This window comes from Rhodosalinus sp. FB01, assembly GCF_041365715.1.
Taxonomy (GTDB): Bacteria; Pseudomonadota; Alphaproteobacteria; order Rhodobacterales; family Rhodobacteraceae; genus Rhodosalinus.
In genome coordinates, this window is the sequence record NZ_JBGFSH010000001.1 from 162,317 (window position 1) to 177,540 (window position 15,224).

Annotated in this window: 18 protein-coding genes; 10 read left to right on the top strand and 8 right to left on the bottom strand. The window is 71.6% G+C overall.

Translation table 11 applies throughout. From position 1 onward, the window contains the following. The first annotated feature begins 18 nt into the window (after positions 1–18). The gene (rsmA, locus tag AB6A65_RS00700) at positions 19–870 is read left to right on the top strand and encodes a 16S rRNA (adenine(1518)-N(6)/adenine(1519)-N(6))-dimethyltransferase RsmA (protein WP_371036433.1); all 852 of its coding nucleotides are present in this window, start codon (positions 19–21) and stop codon (positions 868–870) included. A gap of 4 nt (positions 871–874) precedes the next feature. Here the strand turns inward: rsmA and AB6A65_RS00705 are convergent, their stop codons facing one another. The 3 genes from AB6A65_RS00705 to prfA all read right to left on the bottom strand — a co-directional run bounded on the left by AB6A65_RS00705 (position 875) and on the right by prfA (position 3,542). Continuing rightward, the gene (locus AB6A65_RS00705) at positions 875–1,435 is read right to left on the bottom strand and encodes a DUF4167 domain-containing protein (RefSeq protein ID WP_371036434.1); all 561 of its coding nucleotides are present in this window, start codon (positions 1,433–1,435) and stop codon (positions 875–877) included. A 227-nt stretch (positions 1,436–1,662) separates the two neighbouring features. Beyond that, positions 1,663–2,496: a peptide chain release factor N(5)-glutamine methyltransferase gene (gene prmC / locus AB6A65_RS00710; protein ID WP_371036435.1), complete on the bottom strand. Its 834-nt coding sequence runs from the start codon at positions 2,494–2,496 to the stop codon at positions 1,663–1,665. Further along, on the bottom strand, positions 2,493–3,542 hold the full coding sequence (gene prfA / locus AB6A65_RS00715) for a peptide chain release factor 1 (RefSeq protein ID WP_371036436.1): 1,050 nt from the start codon (positions 3,540–3,542) through the stop codon (positions 2,493–2,495). The genes prmC and prfA overlap by 4 nt, the downstream gene beginning before the upstream one ends. 62 nt (positions 3,543–3,604) lie before the next feature. Between prfA and AB6A65_RS00720 the strand changes: the two genes are divergently transcribed. Then, the gene (locus tag AB6A65_RS00720; RefSeq protein WP_371036437.1) at positions 3,605–3,862 is read left to right on the top strand and encodes a hypothetical protein; all 258 of its coding nucleotides are present in this window, start codon (positions 3,605–3,607) and stop codon (positions 3,860–3,862) included. Here the strand turns inward: AB6A65_RS00720 and AB6A65_RS00725 are convergent. The 3 genes from AB6A65_RS00725 to AB6A65_RS00735 all read right to left on the bottom strand — a co-directional run bounded on the left by AB6A65_RS00725 (position 3,859) and on the right by AB6A65_RS00735 (position 6,501). Then, positions 3,859–4,293, bottom strand: coding sequence for a DUF1499 domain-containing protein (locus AB6A65_RS00725; RefSeq protein ID WP_371036438.1), 435 nt, complete (start codon positions 4,291–4,293; stop codon positions 3,859–3,861). The genes AB6A65_RS00720 and AB6A65_RS00725 overlap by 4 nt on opposite strands. 69 nt (positions 4,294–4,362) lie before the next feature. Then, positions 4,363–5,334 (bottom strand): agmatinase, encoded by a 972-nt coding sequence (gene speB / locus AB6A65_RS00730; protein WP_371036439.1) that lies wholly within the window; start codon positions 5,332–5,334, stop codon positions 4,363–4,365. Between the two features lie 3 nt (positions 5,335–5,337). Continuing rightward, entirely contained in the window at positions 5,338–6,501 is a 1,164-nt protein-coding gene (locus AB6A65_RS00735; protein ID WP_371036440.1) for a M20 aminoacylase family protein, read from the bottom strand. Between the two features lie 63 nt (positions 6,502–6,564). Between AB6A65_RS00735 and mazG the strand changes: the two genes are divergently transcribed. From mazG to AB6A65_RS00750, 3 genes are all read left to right on the top strand, one after another. After that, a complete protein-coding gene (gene mazG / locus AB6A65_RS00740) occupies positions 6,565–7,389 on the top strand; it encodes a nucleoside triphosphate pyrophosphohydrolase (protein WP_371036441.1) in 825 nt (274 codons plus the stop codon). An 83-nt stretch (positions 7,390–7,472) separates the two neighbouring features. Then, positions 7,473–8,414 carry a nucleoside hydrolase gene (locus tag AB6A65_RS00745; RefSeq protein WP_371036442.1) on the top strand — a complete coding sequence of 314 codons (942 nt, stop codon included), beginning with the start codon at positions 7,473–7,475 and terminating at the stop codon, positions 8,412–8,414. Further along, positions 8,411–8,863, top strand: a complete 453-nt coding sequence (locus AB6A65_RS00750) for an N-acetyltransferase family protein (protein WP_371036443.1) — start codon at positions 8,411–8,413, stop codon at positions 8,861–8,863. Before AB6A65_RS00745 ends, AB6A65_RS00750 begins: the two co-directional genes overlap by 4 nt. Before the next feature lie 153 nt (positions 8,864–9,016). Here AB6A65_RS00750 and AB6A65_RS00755 read toward each other — a convergent pair whose 3' ends face one another. Next, entirely contained in the window at positions 9,017–9,553 is a 537-nt protein-coding gene (locus AB6A65_RS00755; RefSeq protein WP_371036444.1) for a CBS domain-containing protein, read from the bottom strand. Positions 9,554–9,675: 122 nt separating this feature from the next. Between AB6A65_RS00755 and AB6A65_RS00760 the strand changes: the two genes are divergently transcribed. Then, positions 9,676–11,094 (top strand): YdiU family protein, encoded by a 1,419-nt coding sequence (locus tag AB6A65_RS00760; RefSeq protein WP_371036445.1) that lies wholly within the window; start codon positions 9,676–9,678, stop codon positions 11,092–11,094. Between the two features lie 22 nt (positions 11,095–11,116). On the opposite strand, the gene AB6A65_RS00765 is transcribed toward AB6A65_RS00760, so the two are convergent. Then, the gene (locus AB6A65_RS00765) at positions 11,117–12,010 is read right to left on the bottom strand and encodes a DMT family transporter (protein ID WP_371036446.1); all 894 of its coding nucleotides are present in this window, start codon (positions 12,008–12,010) and stop codon (positions 11,117–11,119) included. Between the two features lie 153 nt (positions 12,011–12,163). Between AB6A65_RS00765 and AB6A65_RS00770 the strand changes: the two genes are divergently transcribed. From AB6A65_RS00770 to AB6A65_RS00785, 4 genes are all read left to right on the top strand, one after another. Continuing rightward, entirely contained in the window at positions 12,164–12,589 is a 426-nt protein-coding gene (locus tag AB6A65_RS00770) for a Fur family transcriptional regulator (RefSeq protein WP_371036447.1), read from the top strand. Positions 12,590–12,655: 66 nt separating this feature from the next. After that, complete coding sequence (locus AB6A65_RS00775; protein WP_371036448.1) at positions 12,656–13,579, top strand: DMT family transporter; 924 nt, start codon at positions 12,656–12,658, stop codon at positions 13,577–13,579. 92 nt (positions 13,580–13,671) lie between these two features. Further along, positions 13,672–14,946 carry a phosphopyruvate hydratase gene (gene eno / locus AB6A65_RS00780; RefSeq protein WP_371036449.1) on the top strand — a complete coding sequence of 425 codons (1,275 nt, stop codon included), beginning with the start codon at positions 13,672–13,674 and terminating at the stop codon, positions 14,944–14,946. Positions 14,947–15,056: 110 nt separating this feature from the next. Then, positions 15,057–15,212, top strand: coding sequence for a hypothetical protein (locus tag AB6A65_RS00785; RefSeq protein WP_371036450.1), 156 nt, complete (start codon positions 15,057–15,059; stop codon positions 15,210–15,212). The last annotated feature ends 12 nt before the right edge of the window (positions 15,213–15,224 follow it).

Below are 15,224 nucleotides of genomic sequence, written 5' to 3' on the forward strand. Positions count from 1 at the left end.
GCGGGCGGCGCAAGCGGCATGAGCGCCATCGACGACCTGCCCCCGCTGCGCGAGGTGATCGCCCGCCACGGGCTCTCGGCGCGCAAGGCGCTCGGCCAGAACTTCCTTCTGGATCTGAACCTCACCGCCAGGATCGCGCGCGCGGCGGGCGATCTGTCGGGCGCGGATGTGCTCGAGGTGGGGCCCGGCCCCGGCGGGCTCACGCGCGGGCTTCTGGCCGAGGGCGCGCGGCGCGTGCTGGCCGTCGAAAAGGACGCCCGCTGCCTGCCCGCCCTGGAAGAGATCGCCGCCGCCTATCCGGGCCGGCTGACCGTCATTCACGGCGACGCGCTGGAGGTGGATCCCCTCGCCCATCTCTCGAGGCCGGTGAAGGTGGTCGCGAACCTGCCCTACAACGTGGGCACCGAGCTTCTAGTGCGCTGGCTCACGCCGAAGGTCTGGCCGCCCTTCTGGGACAGCCTGACCCTGATGTTCCAGCGCGAGGTCGCAGAGCGCATCGTGGCGCCTCCCGGCTCCAGGACCTACGGGCGGCTCGCGGTGCTGGCGCAGTGGCGCGCCGAGGCGCGGATCGTCATGCAGCTTCCACCGGCGGCGTTCACGCCCCCGCCCAAGGTGTCCTCGGCGGTGGTGCGGCTCGAGGCGCTGCCGGCGCCGCGGTACCCCGCCGACCCGGCGGTGCTGAGCCGCGTCGTGGCGATGGCGTTCGGGCAGCGCCGCAAGATGCTGCGCTCCGCGCTCAAGGGGCTTGGCCCGGACGTGGGCGATCTGCTCTCGGCGGCAGGCATCGCGCCGACGGCGCGGGCCGAGGAAATCGGGTTGGAGGCGTTCTGCGCGCTGGCGCGCGCCGTGGCCGCGCGGGACCGGGGCTGAGGCGCTACTCCGCGGCCTCCTGCGAGCCGCCACCACCGCCGTCGCGGCCCGACGAGCCGCCATCCTGCGTTCCTTCGGAGCGCTGTTCGGAGCGCGGCTTGCGGCTGCGGCGCGGCTTCGGGCGGCTCTCGGGCGTCTCGACGAGGCCGCTCTCACCCTCTCCGCCGGTCTGCGGCTTGTCCTGCGAGGGGGTTTCGCCACCACCCTCGCCGCCACCCTCGCCGCCGCCCTGCGCGGCCTCGCGCTCGGCACGCTCGCGGTCGCGCTGCGCCTGGCGTTCGCGATTCTCGCGCTCCTGCTGCTCGCGGCGGGCTTCCTGCTCGCGCTGCGCTTCGGAGAGCAGGCGCAGGTAATGTTCCGCGTGCTGCTGGAAGTTCTCGGTCGCGACACGGTCGTTGGACAGCTGCGCGTCGCGGGCGAGCTGGTTGTACTTGTCGATGATCTGCTGGGGGGTGCCGCGCACCTTGCCCTCTGGTCCCGAACTGTCGAACACGCGGTTGACCACGTTGCCCACGGAACGGGAGCGGTTCGACTTCGACCGCGACCTTGCTTTGGAAGATCTCATGTAGCTCTTGTCCAGCCTGTTTCGGTTTTGCCGCTTCGCGCCGTCATGCGGATGTGCCGCGCCGCTTCATGGATCGGAAGAGCGGATTGTCTGGCTTGGCGTGCGACCGGGACGAGCCCCTTGGGTGTCCACTGCCGCGACTACGCCTTGTGTAACCATGTCGGCGCGGTCGAGACAAGGGGGAAATCCGGCCCGCCTGCGGATTTGCGCCGGTTTTCAGGCAGAAATCAACACGGGCAACGCGCCGACACGACGCGATCCCTGTCATCGAGATCGGCATGCACGGTGACGTCTTCAAGACCCGCCGCCGCGAAAAGACCCGCGACCGCGTCGCCCTGCGTCGGTCCGATCTCCACGGCCAGGCGCCCGCCCGCCGCGAGGTGCCCCGGGGCGGCCGCGGCGATGGCGCGGTAGGCGTCGAGCCCGTCGCCGCCCGGGCAGAGCGCCTGCGGCGGATCGTGGAGCCGCACCTCGGGCGCGAGATCGGCAAGCTCCGCCTCGGCGATGTAGGGCGGGTTCGACACGACCAGGTCGAAGCGGCCGGTCACATCGGCGAACCAGTCGCTTTCGACGAGCCGGAGCCGGTCGGCCACCCCGTGCCGCGTCGCGTTGGCCCGCGCGATGGCGAGCGCCGCGGCGCTGATGTCGGTCGCCACGCCCCGCGCGCCGGGCCATTCCGCGAGGAGAGAGACGGCGAGGATGCCGCTGCCGGTGCCCAGGTCGAGGATCCGCCGGGCGGGCGACATCAGCGCGATGGCAAGCAGCGTCTCGGTCTCGGGACGCGGATCGAGCACGGCGTCGCCGACCTTGAAATCGCGGCCCCAGAACACGCGCCGCCCGAGGATGCGTGCCACCGGGCGGCGGGCCGAGCGGGCGTTCAGCATCTTCACGAACCGCTCTTGCGCCTCCGGCGGCACCGGGTCCGGCCCCATCGCGCCGATCCGCCCCGCCTCGACGCCGAGGGCGCCCGCCAGAAGCCGCCGCGCGTCGCGCGCCGCGCCCTCGATCCCCGCCGCGCGGAGCTGCGCCGTGCCGCGCGCCAGCGCCTCGGTGACGGTCATCCCTCCATCTCGGCCAGCTCCGCCGCCTGCGCGTCGGCGATCAGCGCGTCGATCACCTCGTCGAGGTCCCCGGCGAGGATCTGGTCGAGCTTGTAGAGCGTCAGGTTGATGCGGTGGTCGGTCATCCGCCCCTGGGGGAAGTTGTAGGTGCGGATGCGTTCCGACCGGTCGCCCGAGCCGACCTGCGCCTTGCGCGCGCTGGCGCGCGCGTCCGCTGCGCGACGGCGCTCGATATCGAAGAGCCGCGCCTTGAGCACCTGCATGGCGATCTCGCGGTTGCGGTGCTGGGACTTTTCCGAGCTGGTGACCACGATGCCCGTGGGCAGATGGGTGACCCGAACCGCCGAATCGGTCGTGTTCACGTGCTGCCCGCCCGCGCCCGAGCTGCGCATGGTGTCGATGCGCAGCTCGGCCGGGTCGATGGAAACGTCCACATCCTCGGCCTGCGGCAGCACCGCGACGGTCGCCGCCGAGGTGTGGATGCGCCCGCCCGATTCCGTGGCCGGCACGCGCTGCACGCGGTGGACGCCGGATTCGTACTTGAGCCGGGCGAAGACGCCCTCCCCCTTCACCTGCGCCACCAGCTCGCGGATGCCGCCCAGCTCGCTTTCCTGCTGCTCGACGACCTCGAAGCTCCAGCCCTTCGCCTCTGCGTAGCGCTGGTACATGCGCATGAGATCGGCCGCGAAGAGCGCCGCCTCCTCGCCCCCGGTGCCGGGCCGGATCTCCAGCATGGCGGGGCGCGCGTCGGCCGCGTCGCGCGGCAGGAGGGCCAGCCGGAGCGCCTGCTCCGCCTCGGGCAGCTCCGCCTCGAGGCGCGCGATCTCCTCGCGCGCGAGCCCGGCCATGTCGGGGTCGTCCAGAAGCGCCTGCGCCTCCGCCAGGTCCGCGCGAAGCTTTCGCCACGCCTCGATCTCGGCCACGATCGGGCGCAGCTCGGCATATTCCCGGCCCAGGCGCGCAAGGTCGCCGCCGCCCTCCGCCATGCGCGCCTCCAGGTACTGGAAGCGCTGCAAGATCTGCTCGAGCCTGTCGGTGGGGATCATGCCGCTCTGTCCCCCATCGCGCGGGTCTGGTCAAGACCGCGCGATTTGCTACACTCGATGCCATGCGCGCGCTCGTGCTTCCCGTCTGCTGGCTCGCCGCCGGCCCGTCGCTCGCCGAGGGGCCCACCGCCGCGCCCGGCGCGCCGACCCCCTCTGCCGCTACGGACTGCTACTGCACCGACAGCACCGGCGGGCGGGTCGAGCTGGGCGAGAGCATCTGCCTGACCGTGGACGGCCGCAGCTTCATCGCCCAGTGCCAGATGTCGCTCAACAATCCGATGTGGCGCGAAATATCGGAAGGGTGCGCCCCGTCCTCCTAGGAGGCGAGGCCGGCCTTTGACAGCCATCCGTCCACCCGCGCCTTGTTGACCCCGAGATCGGATTGCCCGAAGCGAAGCCGCCCGTGGACGACGAGATCCTCGCCGTCGAGGGCCGCGGTCGTGTAGTCGGGAAAGCCGAAGACCCGCGAGCGCGAGACGTAGGTGATCCGTCCCTCCTGCGGCGATCCGGCCAGCACCCGCGTGCGCGGCGCGGCGCGTGCCACCCGGTCGAAGGCGGCGAGCCCTTCCGCGCCCGCGCCCGCGACGCGCCGCTTCACGCCGCCCGGCAGATCCTCGTTCCCGTCCACCTGCGGCACAGCGTGCCACCGCGCGACGTCGGTGGGCGCGAAGCGCACCCACGCCGCGACATTCACCACGACGAGCAGCACCAGCACCGCGAACCAGAACAAGATCTTCAGAACGCCTGTCATCGCCGGCCTCCGCCCCGCTTCATCATTCCCACCCCGTCTGCCGCGCCGGGAGCACGCGGCGCAAGGCCCTCACCGCCCTTTCGCGCGGGCCTGCCCGATCAGGCAGAGCATCTCCGTCGCCACATGCGCGCCCGCCACCGCCGTCGCGCCGGTGGTGTCGAAGGGCGGCGAGACCTCGACGACGTCGCCGCCCCGAAGGTCGATCCCCGCGAGGTCGCGCAGGATCGCCGCGGCCTGCCAGCTCGCCAGCCCGCCCCAGACGGGCGTGCCGGTGCCGGGCGCGAAGGCCGGGTCGAGCGCGTCGATGTCGAAGCTGAGATAGACCGGCGCGTCGCCCAGGATGCGCCGCACTTTCGCGACCGTGTCGGCGACGGGGTTCTCGTGGACCTCGCGCGCGTCGATGATCGGGATGCCCAGCGTGTCCGGGTTGTAGGTGCGGATGCCGATCTGGACCGAGCGCGCCGGGTCGATGCAGCCCGCCTTCACCGCCTTGTAGAACATCGTGCCGTGGTCGATGCGGTCCATGTCGTCATCGGCCCAGGTGTCGGTGTGGGCGTCGAAATGCAGAAGCGACATCGGCCCAAACTTCGCGGCGTAAGCCTTCAGAAGCGGGAAGGAAATATAGTGATCGCCGCCCAGCGCCACGCTCGCCGCGCCAGCCTCGAGGATGGTGCGGATATGGGCGGTCAGCGCGTCGGGAAACTCCGCCACGCGGGCATAGTCGAAGGCGAGATCGCCGTAATCCGCGATGGCGAGGTCCTGCATCGGGTCGTAGCCGCCCCAGCCCCAGGGCGGATCGTAGGGCTGGAGACAGCTCGCCTCGCGGATCGCGCGCGGCCCGAGGCGGGTTCCGGGGCGGTTCGTCACCGACTGGTCGAAGGGCACGCCCGTCACCGCCACGTCCACGCCCGCAAGATCCTTCGTGTAACGGCGCCGCAGGAAGGACACCGCGCCACCGAAGGTGTTCTCGAAGCTGTTGCCCTTCAGCTCCTCCCGGGTGAAGGCGTGGTCCACCTGCCGTTTCGCGTCCTCGAGCGCCATGTCTCACCCCAGCGGAAGCGCGCGCTCGACGATCCGGGCCAGCAGCGAGGCCCCGACCGGCGCGATGCGATCGTTGAAATCATAGGCCGGGTGGTGGCACATCGGCGTGTCGCCCTGCCCGACCAGCAGGTAGGCCCCCGGCCGCGCCCCGAGCATGTAGGCGAAATCCTCCGCCCCCATGCTGGCGGGCGTGTCGGTCTCCCCCGCGTCCTCCCCGACGATCTCGCGCGCGACGTCCGCGGCGAAGGCGGCCTCGCGGGCATGGTTCACGGTTGCGGGATACCAGCGCTGGTAGTCGATCTGCGGCGTCACGCCATAGGCCGCGGCGATCCCCGTGACGACCTCGCGCACCCGCCGCTCCGCCCAGTCGCGCAGCGCGGGGTCGAAACTGCGCACCGTCCCGGCGCGCGCCGCCGTCTCGGGCACCACGTTCGTCGCCGTGCCGGCCTGCAGCCGGGTCACCGCGACGACGAGTTCGGCGCTCGGGTCGGCCTCCGTCGCAGCGAGGCTGCGCAGCGCCTGCGCGATCGCGGTGAGCGGCGGAATCGGGTCCACCGTCTCGTGGGGCCGTGCGGCGTGCCCGCCCTTGCCCTTCAGCGTCACCACGTAGTCGTCCACCGCCGCCATGATCGGCCCCGCACGGGTGGCGACATGGCCCTCGGGCAGGCCCGGGCGGTTGTGCAGCGCGTAGACCTCGCGCACGTCGAACCGGTCGAGCACGCCGTCTTCGACCATCACGCCGCCGCCGCCGCCATCCTCCTCGGCGGGCTGGAAGATCAGCACGGCGCGTCCTGCGAAGTTGCGCGTCTCGGCGAGGTAGCGCGCCGCGCCGAGCAGCATCGAGGTGTGCCCGTCATGGCCGCAGGCGTGCATCCGCCCCGGCGTCTCCGACGCCCAGGCCGCACCGCTCGTCTCGTCCATGGGCAGCGCGTCCATGTCCGCGCGCAGGCCCACGCCGGGCCCCTCGGCGCGGCCCCGGATCACCGCCACGACGCCGGTTTCCGCGATGCCCTCGTGCAGCTCGTCCACGCCGATCCCGCGCAGCGTCGCTGCCACGAAACCGGCGGTGTCGTGGCAGTCGAATCCGATCTCGGGCCGGGCGTGCAGGTAGCGCCGCCAGGCCGTCATGTCCTCGGCCAGGCCGGCGATGCGGTTGATCACGGGCATGCGCTGGACTCCCCACCTCTCTCGGGTCAGGGTCCACTCAACCGCAAACCGGACAGAGCCGCAATGCCCCACGACCCGAACGACGCGCTCATCCACGATCCCCGGGGCGGCGTGCCGCGCCTCAAGGCGATCATGGCCCGCCTCCGCGACCCGGAGCGGGGCTGCCCGTGGGACGTGGAGCAGGATTTCGCCTCCATCGCGCCCTACACGATCGAGGAGGCCTACGAGGTCGCCGACGCCATCGAGCGCGGCGCCTGGGACGAGCTGGAGGGCGAGCTCGGGGACCTTCTGCTTCAGGTGATCTTTCACGCGCAACTGGCGGACGAAAAAGGGCTTTTCGATTTCGACTCCGTGGCCGACCGGATCTCGGAGAAGATGGTCGCGCGCCACCCCCACGTCTTCGGGGACGAGAGCCGCGACAAGTCCGCCGAGCAGCAGACCCGCGACTGGGAGGCGATCAAGGCCGCCGAGCGCGCAGCGAAGAACGCCCATGGCGTGCTCGACGACGTGGCGGTGGGGCTGCCTGCGCTCCTGCGCGCGGTGAAGCTCCAGAAGCGCGCGGCGCGGGTGGGCTTCGACTGGCCGGAAACGGGCCAGGTCCTCGACAAGATCGCCGAGGAGGCGCGCGAACTCGTGGAGGCGCGCGACACCCTCGGACCCGACGAGATCGAGGCGGAGATGGGCGATCTGCTCTTCGTGATGGCGAATCTCGCCCGCCACCTCGAGGTGGACCCGGAGGCGGCGCTCCGCCGCGCCAACGCCAAGTTCACGCGCCGCTTCCGCGCCATCGAGGCGGCGCTGGCCGCCGAGGGGCGGCGGCCGGAGGACTCCACGCTCGACGAGATGGACGCGCTCTGGGACCGGGCCAAGGCCCTCGAACGGCGCTGAGCCGCCCATCGGCCGCGAGGCCCGTTGCGGGCCGGCCGCGGCTCTGACAGTAAGGCTGCGTCAGCGACACGAAGGTCCGCGCCATGCCGCCCCGCCGCATCATCATCGACACCGATCCGGGCCAGGACGACGCCGTGGCGATCCTGCTCGCGCTGGCGAGCCCGGAAGAGATCGAGGTGCTGGGGATCACGGCGGTGGCGGGAAACGTGCCGCTGCCGCTCACCGCGCGGAACGCGCGCGTCGTCTGCGAGCTTGCCGGGCGGCGGGACATTCCGGTCTTCGCGGGCTGCGAGCGCCCGCTCGAGCGCCCGCTCGTCACCGCCGAGCACGTGCACGGCAGGACGGGGCTCGACGGGCCGGTGCTGCCGGAGCCCACTATGCCGCTGCAGGACGCCCATGCGGTCGATTTCATCGCCGAGACGCTGCGCGCGGAGGCCCCGGGCACCGTCACGCTCTGCCCTCTCGGACCGCTCACCAACATCGCCACCGCGTTCCGGCAGGCCCCCGACATCGTGGACCGGGTGGCCGGGATCATTCTCATGGGCGGGGCCTATTTCGAGGTGGGCAACATCACGCCGGCGGCCGAGTTCAACATCTACGTCGACCCCGAAGCCGCTGATATCGTGTTTCGATCCGGCGCTCCGCTCACGGTGATGCCGCTCGACGTCACGCATAAGGCGCTCGTGACCCGGCCGCGGAACGAGGCCTTCCGCGCCATCGGCACGCCGGTCGGGCGCGCCGTGGCCGAGATGACCGACTTCTTCGAGCGCTTCGACAAGGAGAAATACGGCTCCGAGGGCGCGCCGCTGCACGATCCCTGCGTCACCGCCTACCTGATCCGGCCCGATCTCTTCTCCGGGCGGTTCGTCAACGTGGAGGTCGAGACCGTCTCGGAGCTGACCATGGGCATGACGGTGGCCGACTGGTGGGGCGTCACCGACCGCGCGCCCAACGCGACCTTCATGGGCGCGCTGGACGCGCCGGGCTTCTTCGCGCTCCTGACCGAACGGCTGGCGCGGCTGTGAACGGCGCGGCGCTTCATCTCGCCCGGCCCGAGGATCTCGAGCGGGTGCTGCCGCTGGTCGCGGCGATGCACGCCGAGCTGGGCATCACGCAGACCGACGAGGCGCGCCGCGCCGCGCTCGCCCCGCTGCTCGAGGGCTCGCCCCACGGCGCCGTCTACCTCATCGGGCCGCAGCGCGCGCCCATCGGCTATCTCGTCGTGACCTTCGGCTGGTCCGTGGCGTTCGGCGGCATGGACGGGTCCGTGGACGAGATCTTCATCCGTCCCGGCGTGCGCGGGCGCGGCATCGCCTCGGAGGTGCTGGGCGCGATCTGCCGCGCGCTGAAGGCCGCCGGCCTCAAGGCGATCCACATCGAGGTGGACCGGCAGGACGAGGCCGCGCGCCGCCTCTACGGCCGGTGCCGTTTCGAGGCGCGCGAGCCGAGCATGCGCATGACACGGCGGCTCTGACGCAAGGCGGTTTCGAAACCGCCTCGGGCACACACCCGCACGTCTCGCAGGACCGGGCGTACGACGCGCCCTTTTACGGCGGGCGGCGGAACTGCCCTGCCCGCGCCGTCCTCACGGCCTGGCGCGAAGCGGTTTCGAAACCGCTTCGCCCGCCTAGAGGCTGCCGACCACGATCACCATCAGCACCGAGTAGAGCATGATGCCCCCGCCGATCAGCCACAGCGCATGATTGCGCGCAAAGCTCGCCTTGGTGAGTTCCCGCGCCTGGTAGATGAGGTCGGGCCACGTGTAGGAGACGAAATCCCCCTGGGTGAACACCGCCACCACGCGGCCCTCGTCGTCGACGACGGGCAGGCGCCGGAACCGTTCGTTCGACATGATCCGAAGCCAGTCGACCACGTCGTCGGTGGCCCGCGCGACACGCGGCTCGCGGGACATCACCTCGGCCAGCGTCGTGGCCTGCGCGTCCCGGCGCTCGTTGACGACACGGCGCATGACGTCGCGTTCGGTCACCACGCCGGTCAGCTTGCCGTCCTCGCCGATGACCATGACAGAGCCGAAATTCCGGTCGCACATGGCCGCCACGGCCTCCGCCACGCTTGCGCTTTCGGGAAAGGTGAGCGGCCGCGATTTCGAGGCGAACTCGGGCCTGTCTTGCAATTGCATCCGCGCATGGGTCGTCGCGCTCATGGAGTTCTCCTTTGCGTCCATCTCTTGGCACCCGAGTCTAGGGCACGGGCGCGCTGGACCAAACAGGCGCGTCGGGGCGGGCCGGGCTGGCGCACGGGCAGGCGCGCGCCTAGGTTCGGGGCATGACGCTTTCGATCCCCTTCGACAACAGCTACGCCCGGCTGCCCGCCCAGTTCCACGCGCGCCTCGCGCCCGAGCCGGTGCGCGCGCCTCATCTTCTGGCCTTCAACCGCCCGCTGGCCCAGGAGCTCGGCATCGCCTGGGACGACGCCGAGGAGCTTGCCCGCGTGTTCGGCGGCAACGCCGTGCCCGAAGGCGCCGATCCGCTCGCCCAGCTTTACGCGGGCCACCAGTTCGGCCAGTACAACCCGCAGCTGGGCGACGGGCGCGCGATCCTGCTGGGCGAGGTGGTGGACCGCGCCGGGCGGCGGCGCGACATCCAGCTCAAGGGGTCGGGGCGCACACCCTATTCGCGCATGGGTGACGGGCGCGCCTGGTTCGGCCCGGTGCTGCGCGAATACGTCGTCTCCGAAGCGATGCACGCGCTCGGCATCCCCACGACACGGGCGCTTGCCGCCGTCTCCACCGGAGAGCCCGTCTTGCGCGAGCGGGTGCTGCCCGGCGCCGTGCTCACCCGCGTCGCCGCGAGCCACATCCGCGTCGGCACCTTCCAGGTCTTCGCCGCCCGGCGGGATATCGCGTCGCTCCGCCGCCTCTTCGACTACACCGTGGCGCGCCACTACCCCGAGGCCGCGGACCCCCAGGCGCTTCTCGACGCGGTGATCGCCGCCCAGGCGCGGCTCGTCGCGCAATGGATGTCGGTGGGCTTCATCCACGGCGTGATGAACACCGACAACTGCGCGCTCTCGGGCGAGACGATCGATTACGGCCCCTGCGCCTTCGTGGACGACTACCACCCCGACACGGTGTTCTCGTCCATCGACCGGATGGGGCGCTACGCCTACGCCAACCAGCCGCGGATCATCGTGTGGAACATGGCGCAGCTCGCCACCGCGCTCGTGCCGCTCATGCCCGACGAGGAGGCCGCGATCGAGGGCTTCACGCGCTCGGTCCACGCCATGCCCGCGCGGATCGAGGCGGAATGGCTCGCCCGTTTCCGCGCCAAGATCGGTCTCTCGACCGAGGCGGAGGGGGATCTGGACCTCGTTTCAGGGCTTCTCGACCTCATGGCGCGGGACGGGGCGGACTTCACCAACACGTTCCGGGCGCTCGCGACGGGCGACGCGCGCGACCAGTTCACCGACCGAGCGGAGTTCGACGCATGGGCCGCGCGGTGGCAGGCGCGCCTCGAGGCGGAAGAGGAGGATCCCGCGGCGGTGATGCGGGCCGCGAACCCGGCCGTGATCCCCCGCAACCACCGCATCGAGGAGATGATCGATGCGGCCCTCGGCGGCGACATGGCGCCCTTCGAGGCCCTGATGCAGGCGCTCTCGCGGCCCTACGAGGCACCGGAGGATCCGGCCCTCACCCGTCCGCCCAAGGCCTCGGAACGGGTGCAGGCCACCTTCTGCGGCACCTGAGCCGCCGGCCCGGCGCCGCGGCTCAGGCCGACACGGGCCTGCGGGGCCGGTTCACGAGCCAGAGCCCCGCCGCCACCAGCGCGAGGGCGGCCAGGATCGAGGGCCCCACGGGCTCGGCCAGAAGCGCCCAGCCGAGCAGCACCGAGAAGACCGGCGCGAGGAAGCTGAAGGACGCCACCCCCGAGGCGGGATAGACCGAGATCAGCCAGAACCAGAACAGGAAGCCCGCGCTGGCGATGGCGAGGATCTGGAAGGCGAGGCCCGCCAGGTGCTCCGGCCCCGGATCGCGCAAAAGCGGCCCGAAGAGCGGCGCCAGCGCGAGGAGAAGCGGCACAGAGACCGCGAGCTGCCAGAAGAGCTGCATCTCCGGGCGCTGGCGCGAGAGCGCCGAGAGCCGCACGGTGAGCGCGATGCCCGCCCAGCCCAGTGCCCCCGCGAGCGCGAGCAGATCGCCGGCGAGCGACGCCTGCCCCCCGCCCCGGTCCGCGAGCGCGAGCGCGACGCCCGCGAGCGCGAGCGCGAGCCCCGCGAGCCGGCGCCCGTCCAGCCGCTCCCCCGGCAGCAGCACATGCGCGGCGAGCGCGAGCCAGACCGGCATGCTGTAGAAGACGATGCCCGCGCGCGCGACGGTGGTGAGATCGAGGGCGAGGAAGAGCGCGGTGAACTCGGCCGCGAAGAGCGCGCCCACCAGCACGCCGCCCGCCCAGCTCTCGCGCGGCAGCGAGAGCGGGATGCCCCGAAGCCGCATCCAGAAAAGCAGCACCAGCACCGCGCCCGCCGAGCGCAGCCCCGCCGCGAAGACCGGCTGAAAGCCGCCGTTCGTGAGCTTGATGATCACCTGGTTGACGGCGAGGAGAAGGGAAAACCCCACCAGCATCGCGGCCCCGGCCGCGTCGATCCCCGCCTTGCGCTCCATGCGCGCCAAAGGACCCGGCCCGCAGGGCGGCGTCAAGCCGACGCGCCCGAGGGGGGCACGGCGGGCTTCTGACCGCGGCCGGGCGGAAGGGCTTTATTCCACGCGCCCACCGGCTTAAATGCTTGGCACCCGGAGTCCGAGGCGGAGGCGCCGATGCCCCATTCCATCATCGACCGATGCGAAGCCCAGGGGCTGCGGATGACCGGCCAGCGCCGCATCATCGCCGCCGTGCTCGAGGAGGCCGAGGATCACCCCGATGTCGAGGAGCTCTACGCCCGGGCGGCGGACCGCGACGGCGCGATCTCGCTTGCCACGGTCTACCGCACCGTGAAGCTCTTCGAGGAGGCGGGCATCCTCGAGAAGGTCGATTTCGGCGACGGGCGCGCCCGCTACGAGGACGCCGAGCGCGCGCATCACGACCACCTCATCGACATGCACTCGGGCGAGGTGATCGAGTTCGTGGACCCCGAGATCGAGGCCTTGCAGGAAAAGATCGCCGAGCGGCTGGGCTACCGGCTCAAGGGCCACAAGCTCGAACTCTACGGCGTGCCGCTCGGCCGCGGGCGGCGCAAGGGCTGAGCCCCGGTTCCGCCGGGACTTCCCCTTCCGCGCGAAAAGGCGTAGCGCCCGCGCGGGAGGTGGCCCATGACGGAGAACCTGCGCGGCATCGCGCTCATGGTGGCGGCGATGGCCGCCTTCGCGGTCGAGGACATGCTCATCAAGAAGATGGGCGCGGCGCTGCCGCCCGGGCAGATCCTCGTCTTTCTGGGCCTGGGCGGTTCGGCGGGATTCGCGCTCATGGCCGCCTACCGGCGCGAGCGGGTGATCTCGCCCGCCTTCCTGTCGCGCACCGTGATGCTTCGGAACCTGGGCGAAATCCTCGGCACGGTGGGCTTCGTCACCGCCATCGTGCTCACGCCCCTCTCCTCGGCCTCGGCGATTCTCCAGGCCATGCCGCTCGCGGTGACGCTGGGCGCGGCGCTCTTCCTCGGCGAGCCGGTGGGCTGGCGGCGCTGGAGCGCGATCGGCGTGGGCTTTCTCGGCGTGCTGCTCATCATCCGGCCCGGCCTTCAGGGGTTCGAGCCCGCCTCGCTCTTCGCGGTGCTCGGCGTGGCGGGGCTCGCGCTCCGCGATCTCGCCACCCGCGCGGTGCCGCGGGACGTCTCCACGCTGGTGCTCTCGGCCTGGGGATTCGCCATGCTCGTGCCCACGGGCGCGGCGCTCCTGGCCCTTTCGGGCGGGGCCACGGTGCCGCAGGCGGCGGCGATGGGGCAGATGTTGCTCGCCATCGGGTTCGGGATCGCTGGCTATTACGCGATCACGCAGGCCATGCGCTCGGGCGACATCGCGGTCGTCACGCCCTTTCGCTACAGCCGCCTTCTCTTCGCGCTGGTGATCGGCATCTGGGTCTTCGGCGAGCGGCCCGACGCGATGACCTTTGCCGGCGCCGCGCTGGTGATCGGCTCGGGGCTCTACACGCTCCTGCGCGAGGCGCGGCTCGGCCGGCGGCGCGGCGCGCTCACCGCCGCGCCCGAGGCGGTGGGCCGCCAGCCCCGCCCGCCGCGCTGACGCGGGGCGGCGATGTTTGCGCAACCGGTCCCTGTTCGCGCCGCAGCGAAGGGTGCTAAAGGCGGACGCGACGCAGCCACGAGGGACGGCCCATGACCACGATCATCGACATCCACGCGCGCGAGATCCTCGACAGCCGCGGCAACCCCACCGTGGAGGTGGACGTGACGCTGGAGGACGGCACGCTGGGCCGCGCCGCGGTGCCTTCGGGCGCCTCCACCGGCGCGCACGAGGCGGTGGAGCGGCGCGACGGCGAGGCCGAGCGCTATCTCGGCAAGGGCGTGCGCGAGGCCGTGGCCGCGGTGAACGGCGAGATCGCCGACGCGCTGGTGGGCAGCGAAGCCACCGAGCAGGTCGAGATCGACACGGCGATGGTCGAACTCGACGGCACGCCGAACAAGGGCCGGCTTGGCGCCAACGCGATTCTCGGCGTCTCCCTCGCCACGGCGAAGGCTGCCGCGGATGCCAGCGCCCTGCCGCTCTACCGCTACGTGGGCGGCACGCAGGCCCGCGTGCTGCCGGTGCCGATGATGAACATCGTCAACGGCGGCGAGCACGCCGACAACCCGATCGACGTGCAGGAGTTCATGATCATGCCCGTGGCCGCGCCCAGCCTGTCGGAGGCGGTGCGCTGGGGCGCGGAAGTGTTCCACACGCTGAAGAAGGAACTCGCCGCGGCGGGGCTGTCGACCTCGGTGGGCGACGAGGGCGGCTTCGCGCCCGACCTCGCCTCCACCCGCGCGGCGCTCGACGTCATCCTGAAATCCATCGAGACCGCCGGCTACCGGCCCGGCGAGGACATCTTCCTCGCGCTCGACTGCGCCGCCACCGAATACTTCAAGGACGGGCGGTATATCCTTTCGGGTGAAGGAAAAACCCTGACGGCGGAAGAGAACGTCACCTGGCTTTCCAGGCTTTGCGACGACTATCCGATCATCTCCATCGAGGACGGCTGCGCCGAGGACGACTGGGAGGGCTGGTCCGCGCTCACCGAGGCGCTCGGCGATCGCGTGCAGCTCGTGGGGGACGATCTCCTCGTCACCAATCCCGAGCGGCTGGCCATGGGCATCGCGCGCGGCGCGGGCAACGCGATGCTCGTCAAGGTGAACCAGATCGGCACCCTGACGGAGACCCTGCGCGCGGTGGAGATGGCGCACCGCGCGGGCATGCGCAACGTGATGTCCCACCGCTCGGGCGAGACCGAGGACACCACCATCGCCGATCTCGCCGTGGCCACGAATTGCGGGCAGATCAAGACGGGCAGCCTCGCGCGCTCCGACCGGCTGGCGAAATACAACCAGCTGATCCGGATCGAGGAGGGGCTGGGCGCGGCCGCGGAATATGCCGGGCGCTCCGTCCTGCGGTGACGACGGCCCGCGGCAATCGGTCGCAGGCAATATCGCCTTACCACGGGGAATTTCTGCTAGCTTGACGTAGGGTCAGGTTTATCCGCCCCAGTTCATCGCAAGGCGATCCCATGCTCTCGCGCCTGAGGCTTCTGGTTCTTCTCGTCGCTGCAACGGGGGGCGCCTGTTCGGGTGCGCCCGACAGCTACGCCCTGTCGCGTCAGGCGCCCGACCCCGATGACCCGGTCCACACCCTCGAGGCACGGCGCCTCTCGCCGCCGGGCTAGAGGCCCTTGACG

What these genes read in the sequence shown, in the direction of transcription:
- AB6A65_RS00785 (WP_371036450.1), top strand. Translation starts at nt 15,057, where the DNA reads ATGCTCTCGCGCCTGAGGCTTCTGGTTCTTCTCGTCGCTGCAACGGGG.
- mazG (WP_371036441.1), top strand. Translation starts at nt 6,565, where the DNA reads ATGCCCCACGACCCGAACGACGCGCTCATCCACGATCCCCGGGGCGGC.
- AB6A65_RS00765 (WP_371036446.1), bottom strand. Translation starts at nt 12,010, where the DNA reads ATGGAGCGCAAGGCGGGGATCGACGCGGCCGGGGCCGCGATGCTGGTG.
- AB6A65_RS00725 (WP_371036438.1), bottom strand. Translation starts at nt 4,293, where the DNA reads ATGACAGGCGTTCTGAAGATCTTGTTCTGGTTCGCGGTGCTGGTGCTG.
- rsmA (WP_371036433.1), top strand. Translation starts at nt 19, where the DNA reads ATGAGCGCCATCGACGACCTGCCCCCGCTGCGCGAGGTGATCGCCCGC.
- prmC (WP_371036435.1), bottom strand. Translation starts at nt 2,496, where the DNA reads ATGACCGTCACCGAGGCGCTGGCGCGCGGCACGGCGCAGCTCCGCGCG.
- AB6A65_RS00760 (WP_371036445.1), top strand. Translation starts at nt 9,676, where the DNA reads ATGACGCTTTCGATCCCCTTCGACAACAGCTACGCCCGGCTGCCCGCC.
- eno (WP_371036449.1), top strand. Translation starts at nt 13,672, where the DNA reads ATGACCACGATCATCGACATCCACGCGCGCGAGATCCTCGACAGCCGC.
- AB6A65_RS00770 (WP_371036447.1), top strand. Translation starts at nt 12,164, where the DNA reads ATGCCCCATTCCATCATCGACCGATGCGAAGCCCAGGGGCTGCGGATG.
- AB6A65_RS00775 (WP_371036448.1), top strand. Translation starts at nt 12,656, where the DNA reads ATGACGGAGAACCTGCGCGGCATCGCGCTCATGGTGGCGGCGATGGCC.
- AB6A65_RS00735 (WP_371036440.1), bottom strand. Translation starts at nt 6,501, where the DNA reads ATGCCCGTGATCAACCGCATCGCCGGCCTGGCCGAGGACATGACGGCC.
- AB6A65_RS00705 (WP_371036434.1), bottom strand. Translation starts at nt 1,435, where the DNA reads ATGAGATCTTCCAAAGCAAGGTCGCGGTCGAAGTCGAACCGCTCCCGT.
- AB6A65_RS00720 (WP_371036437.1), top strand. Translation starts at nt 3,605, where the DNA reads ATGCGCGCGCTCGTGCTTCCCGTCTGCTGGCTCGCCGCCGGCCCGTCG.
- AB6A65_RS00745 (WP_371036442.1), top strand. Translation starts at nt 7,473, where the DNA reads ATGCCGCCCCGCCGCATCATCATCGACACCGATCCGGGCCAGGACGAC.
- prfA (WP_371036436.1), bottom strand. Translation starts at nt 3,542, where the DNA reads ATGATCCCCACCGACAGGCTCGAGCAGATCTTGCAGCGCTTCCAGTAC.
- speB (WP_371036439.1), bottom strand. Translation starts at nt 5,334, where the DNA reads ATGGCGCTCGAGGACGCGAAACGGCAGGTGGACCACGCCTTCACCCGG.
- AB6A65_RS00755 (WP_371036444.1), bottom strand. Translation starts at nt 9,553, where the DNA reads ATGAGCGCGACGACCCATGCGCGGATGCAATTGCAAGACAGGCCCGAG.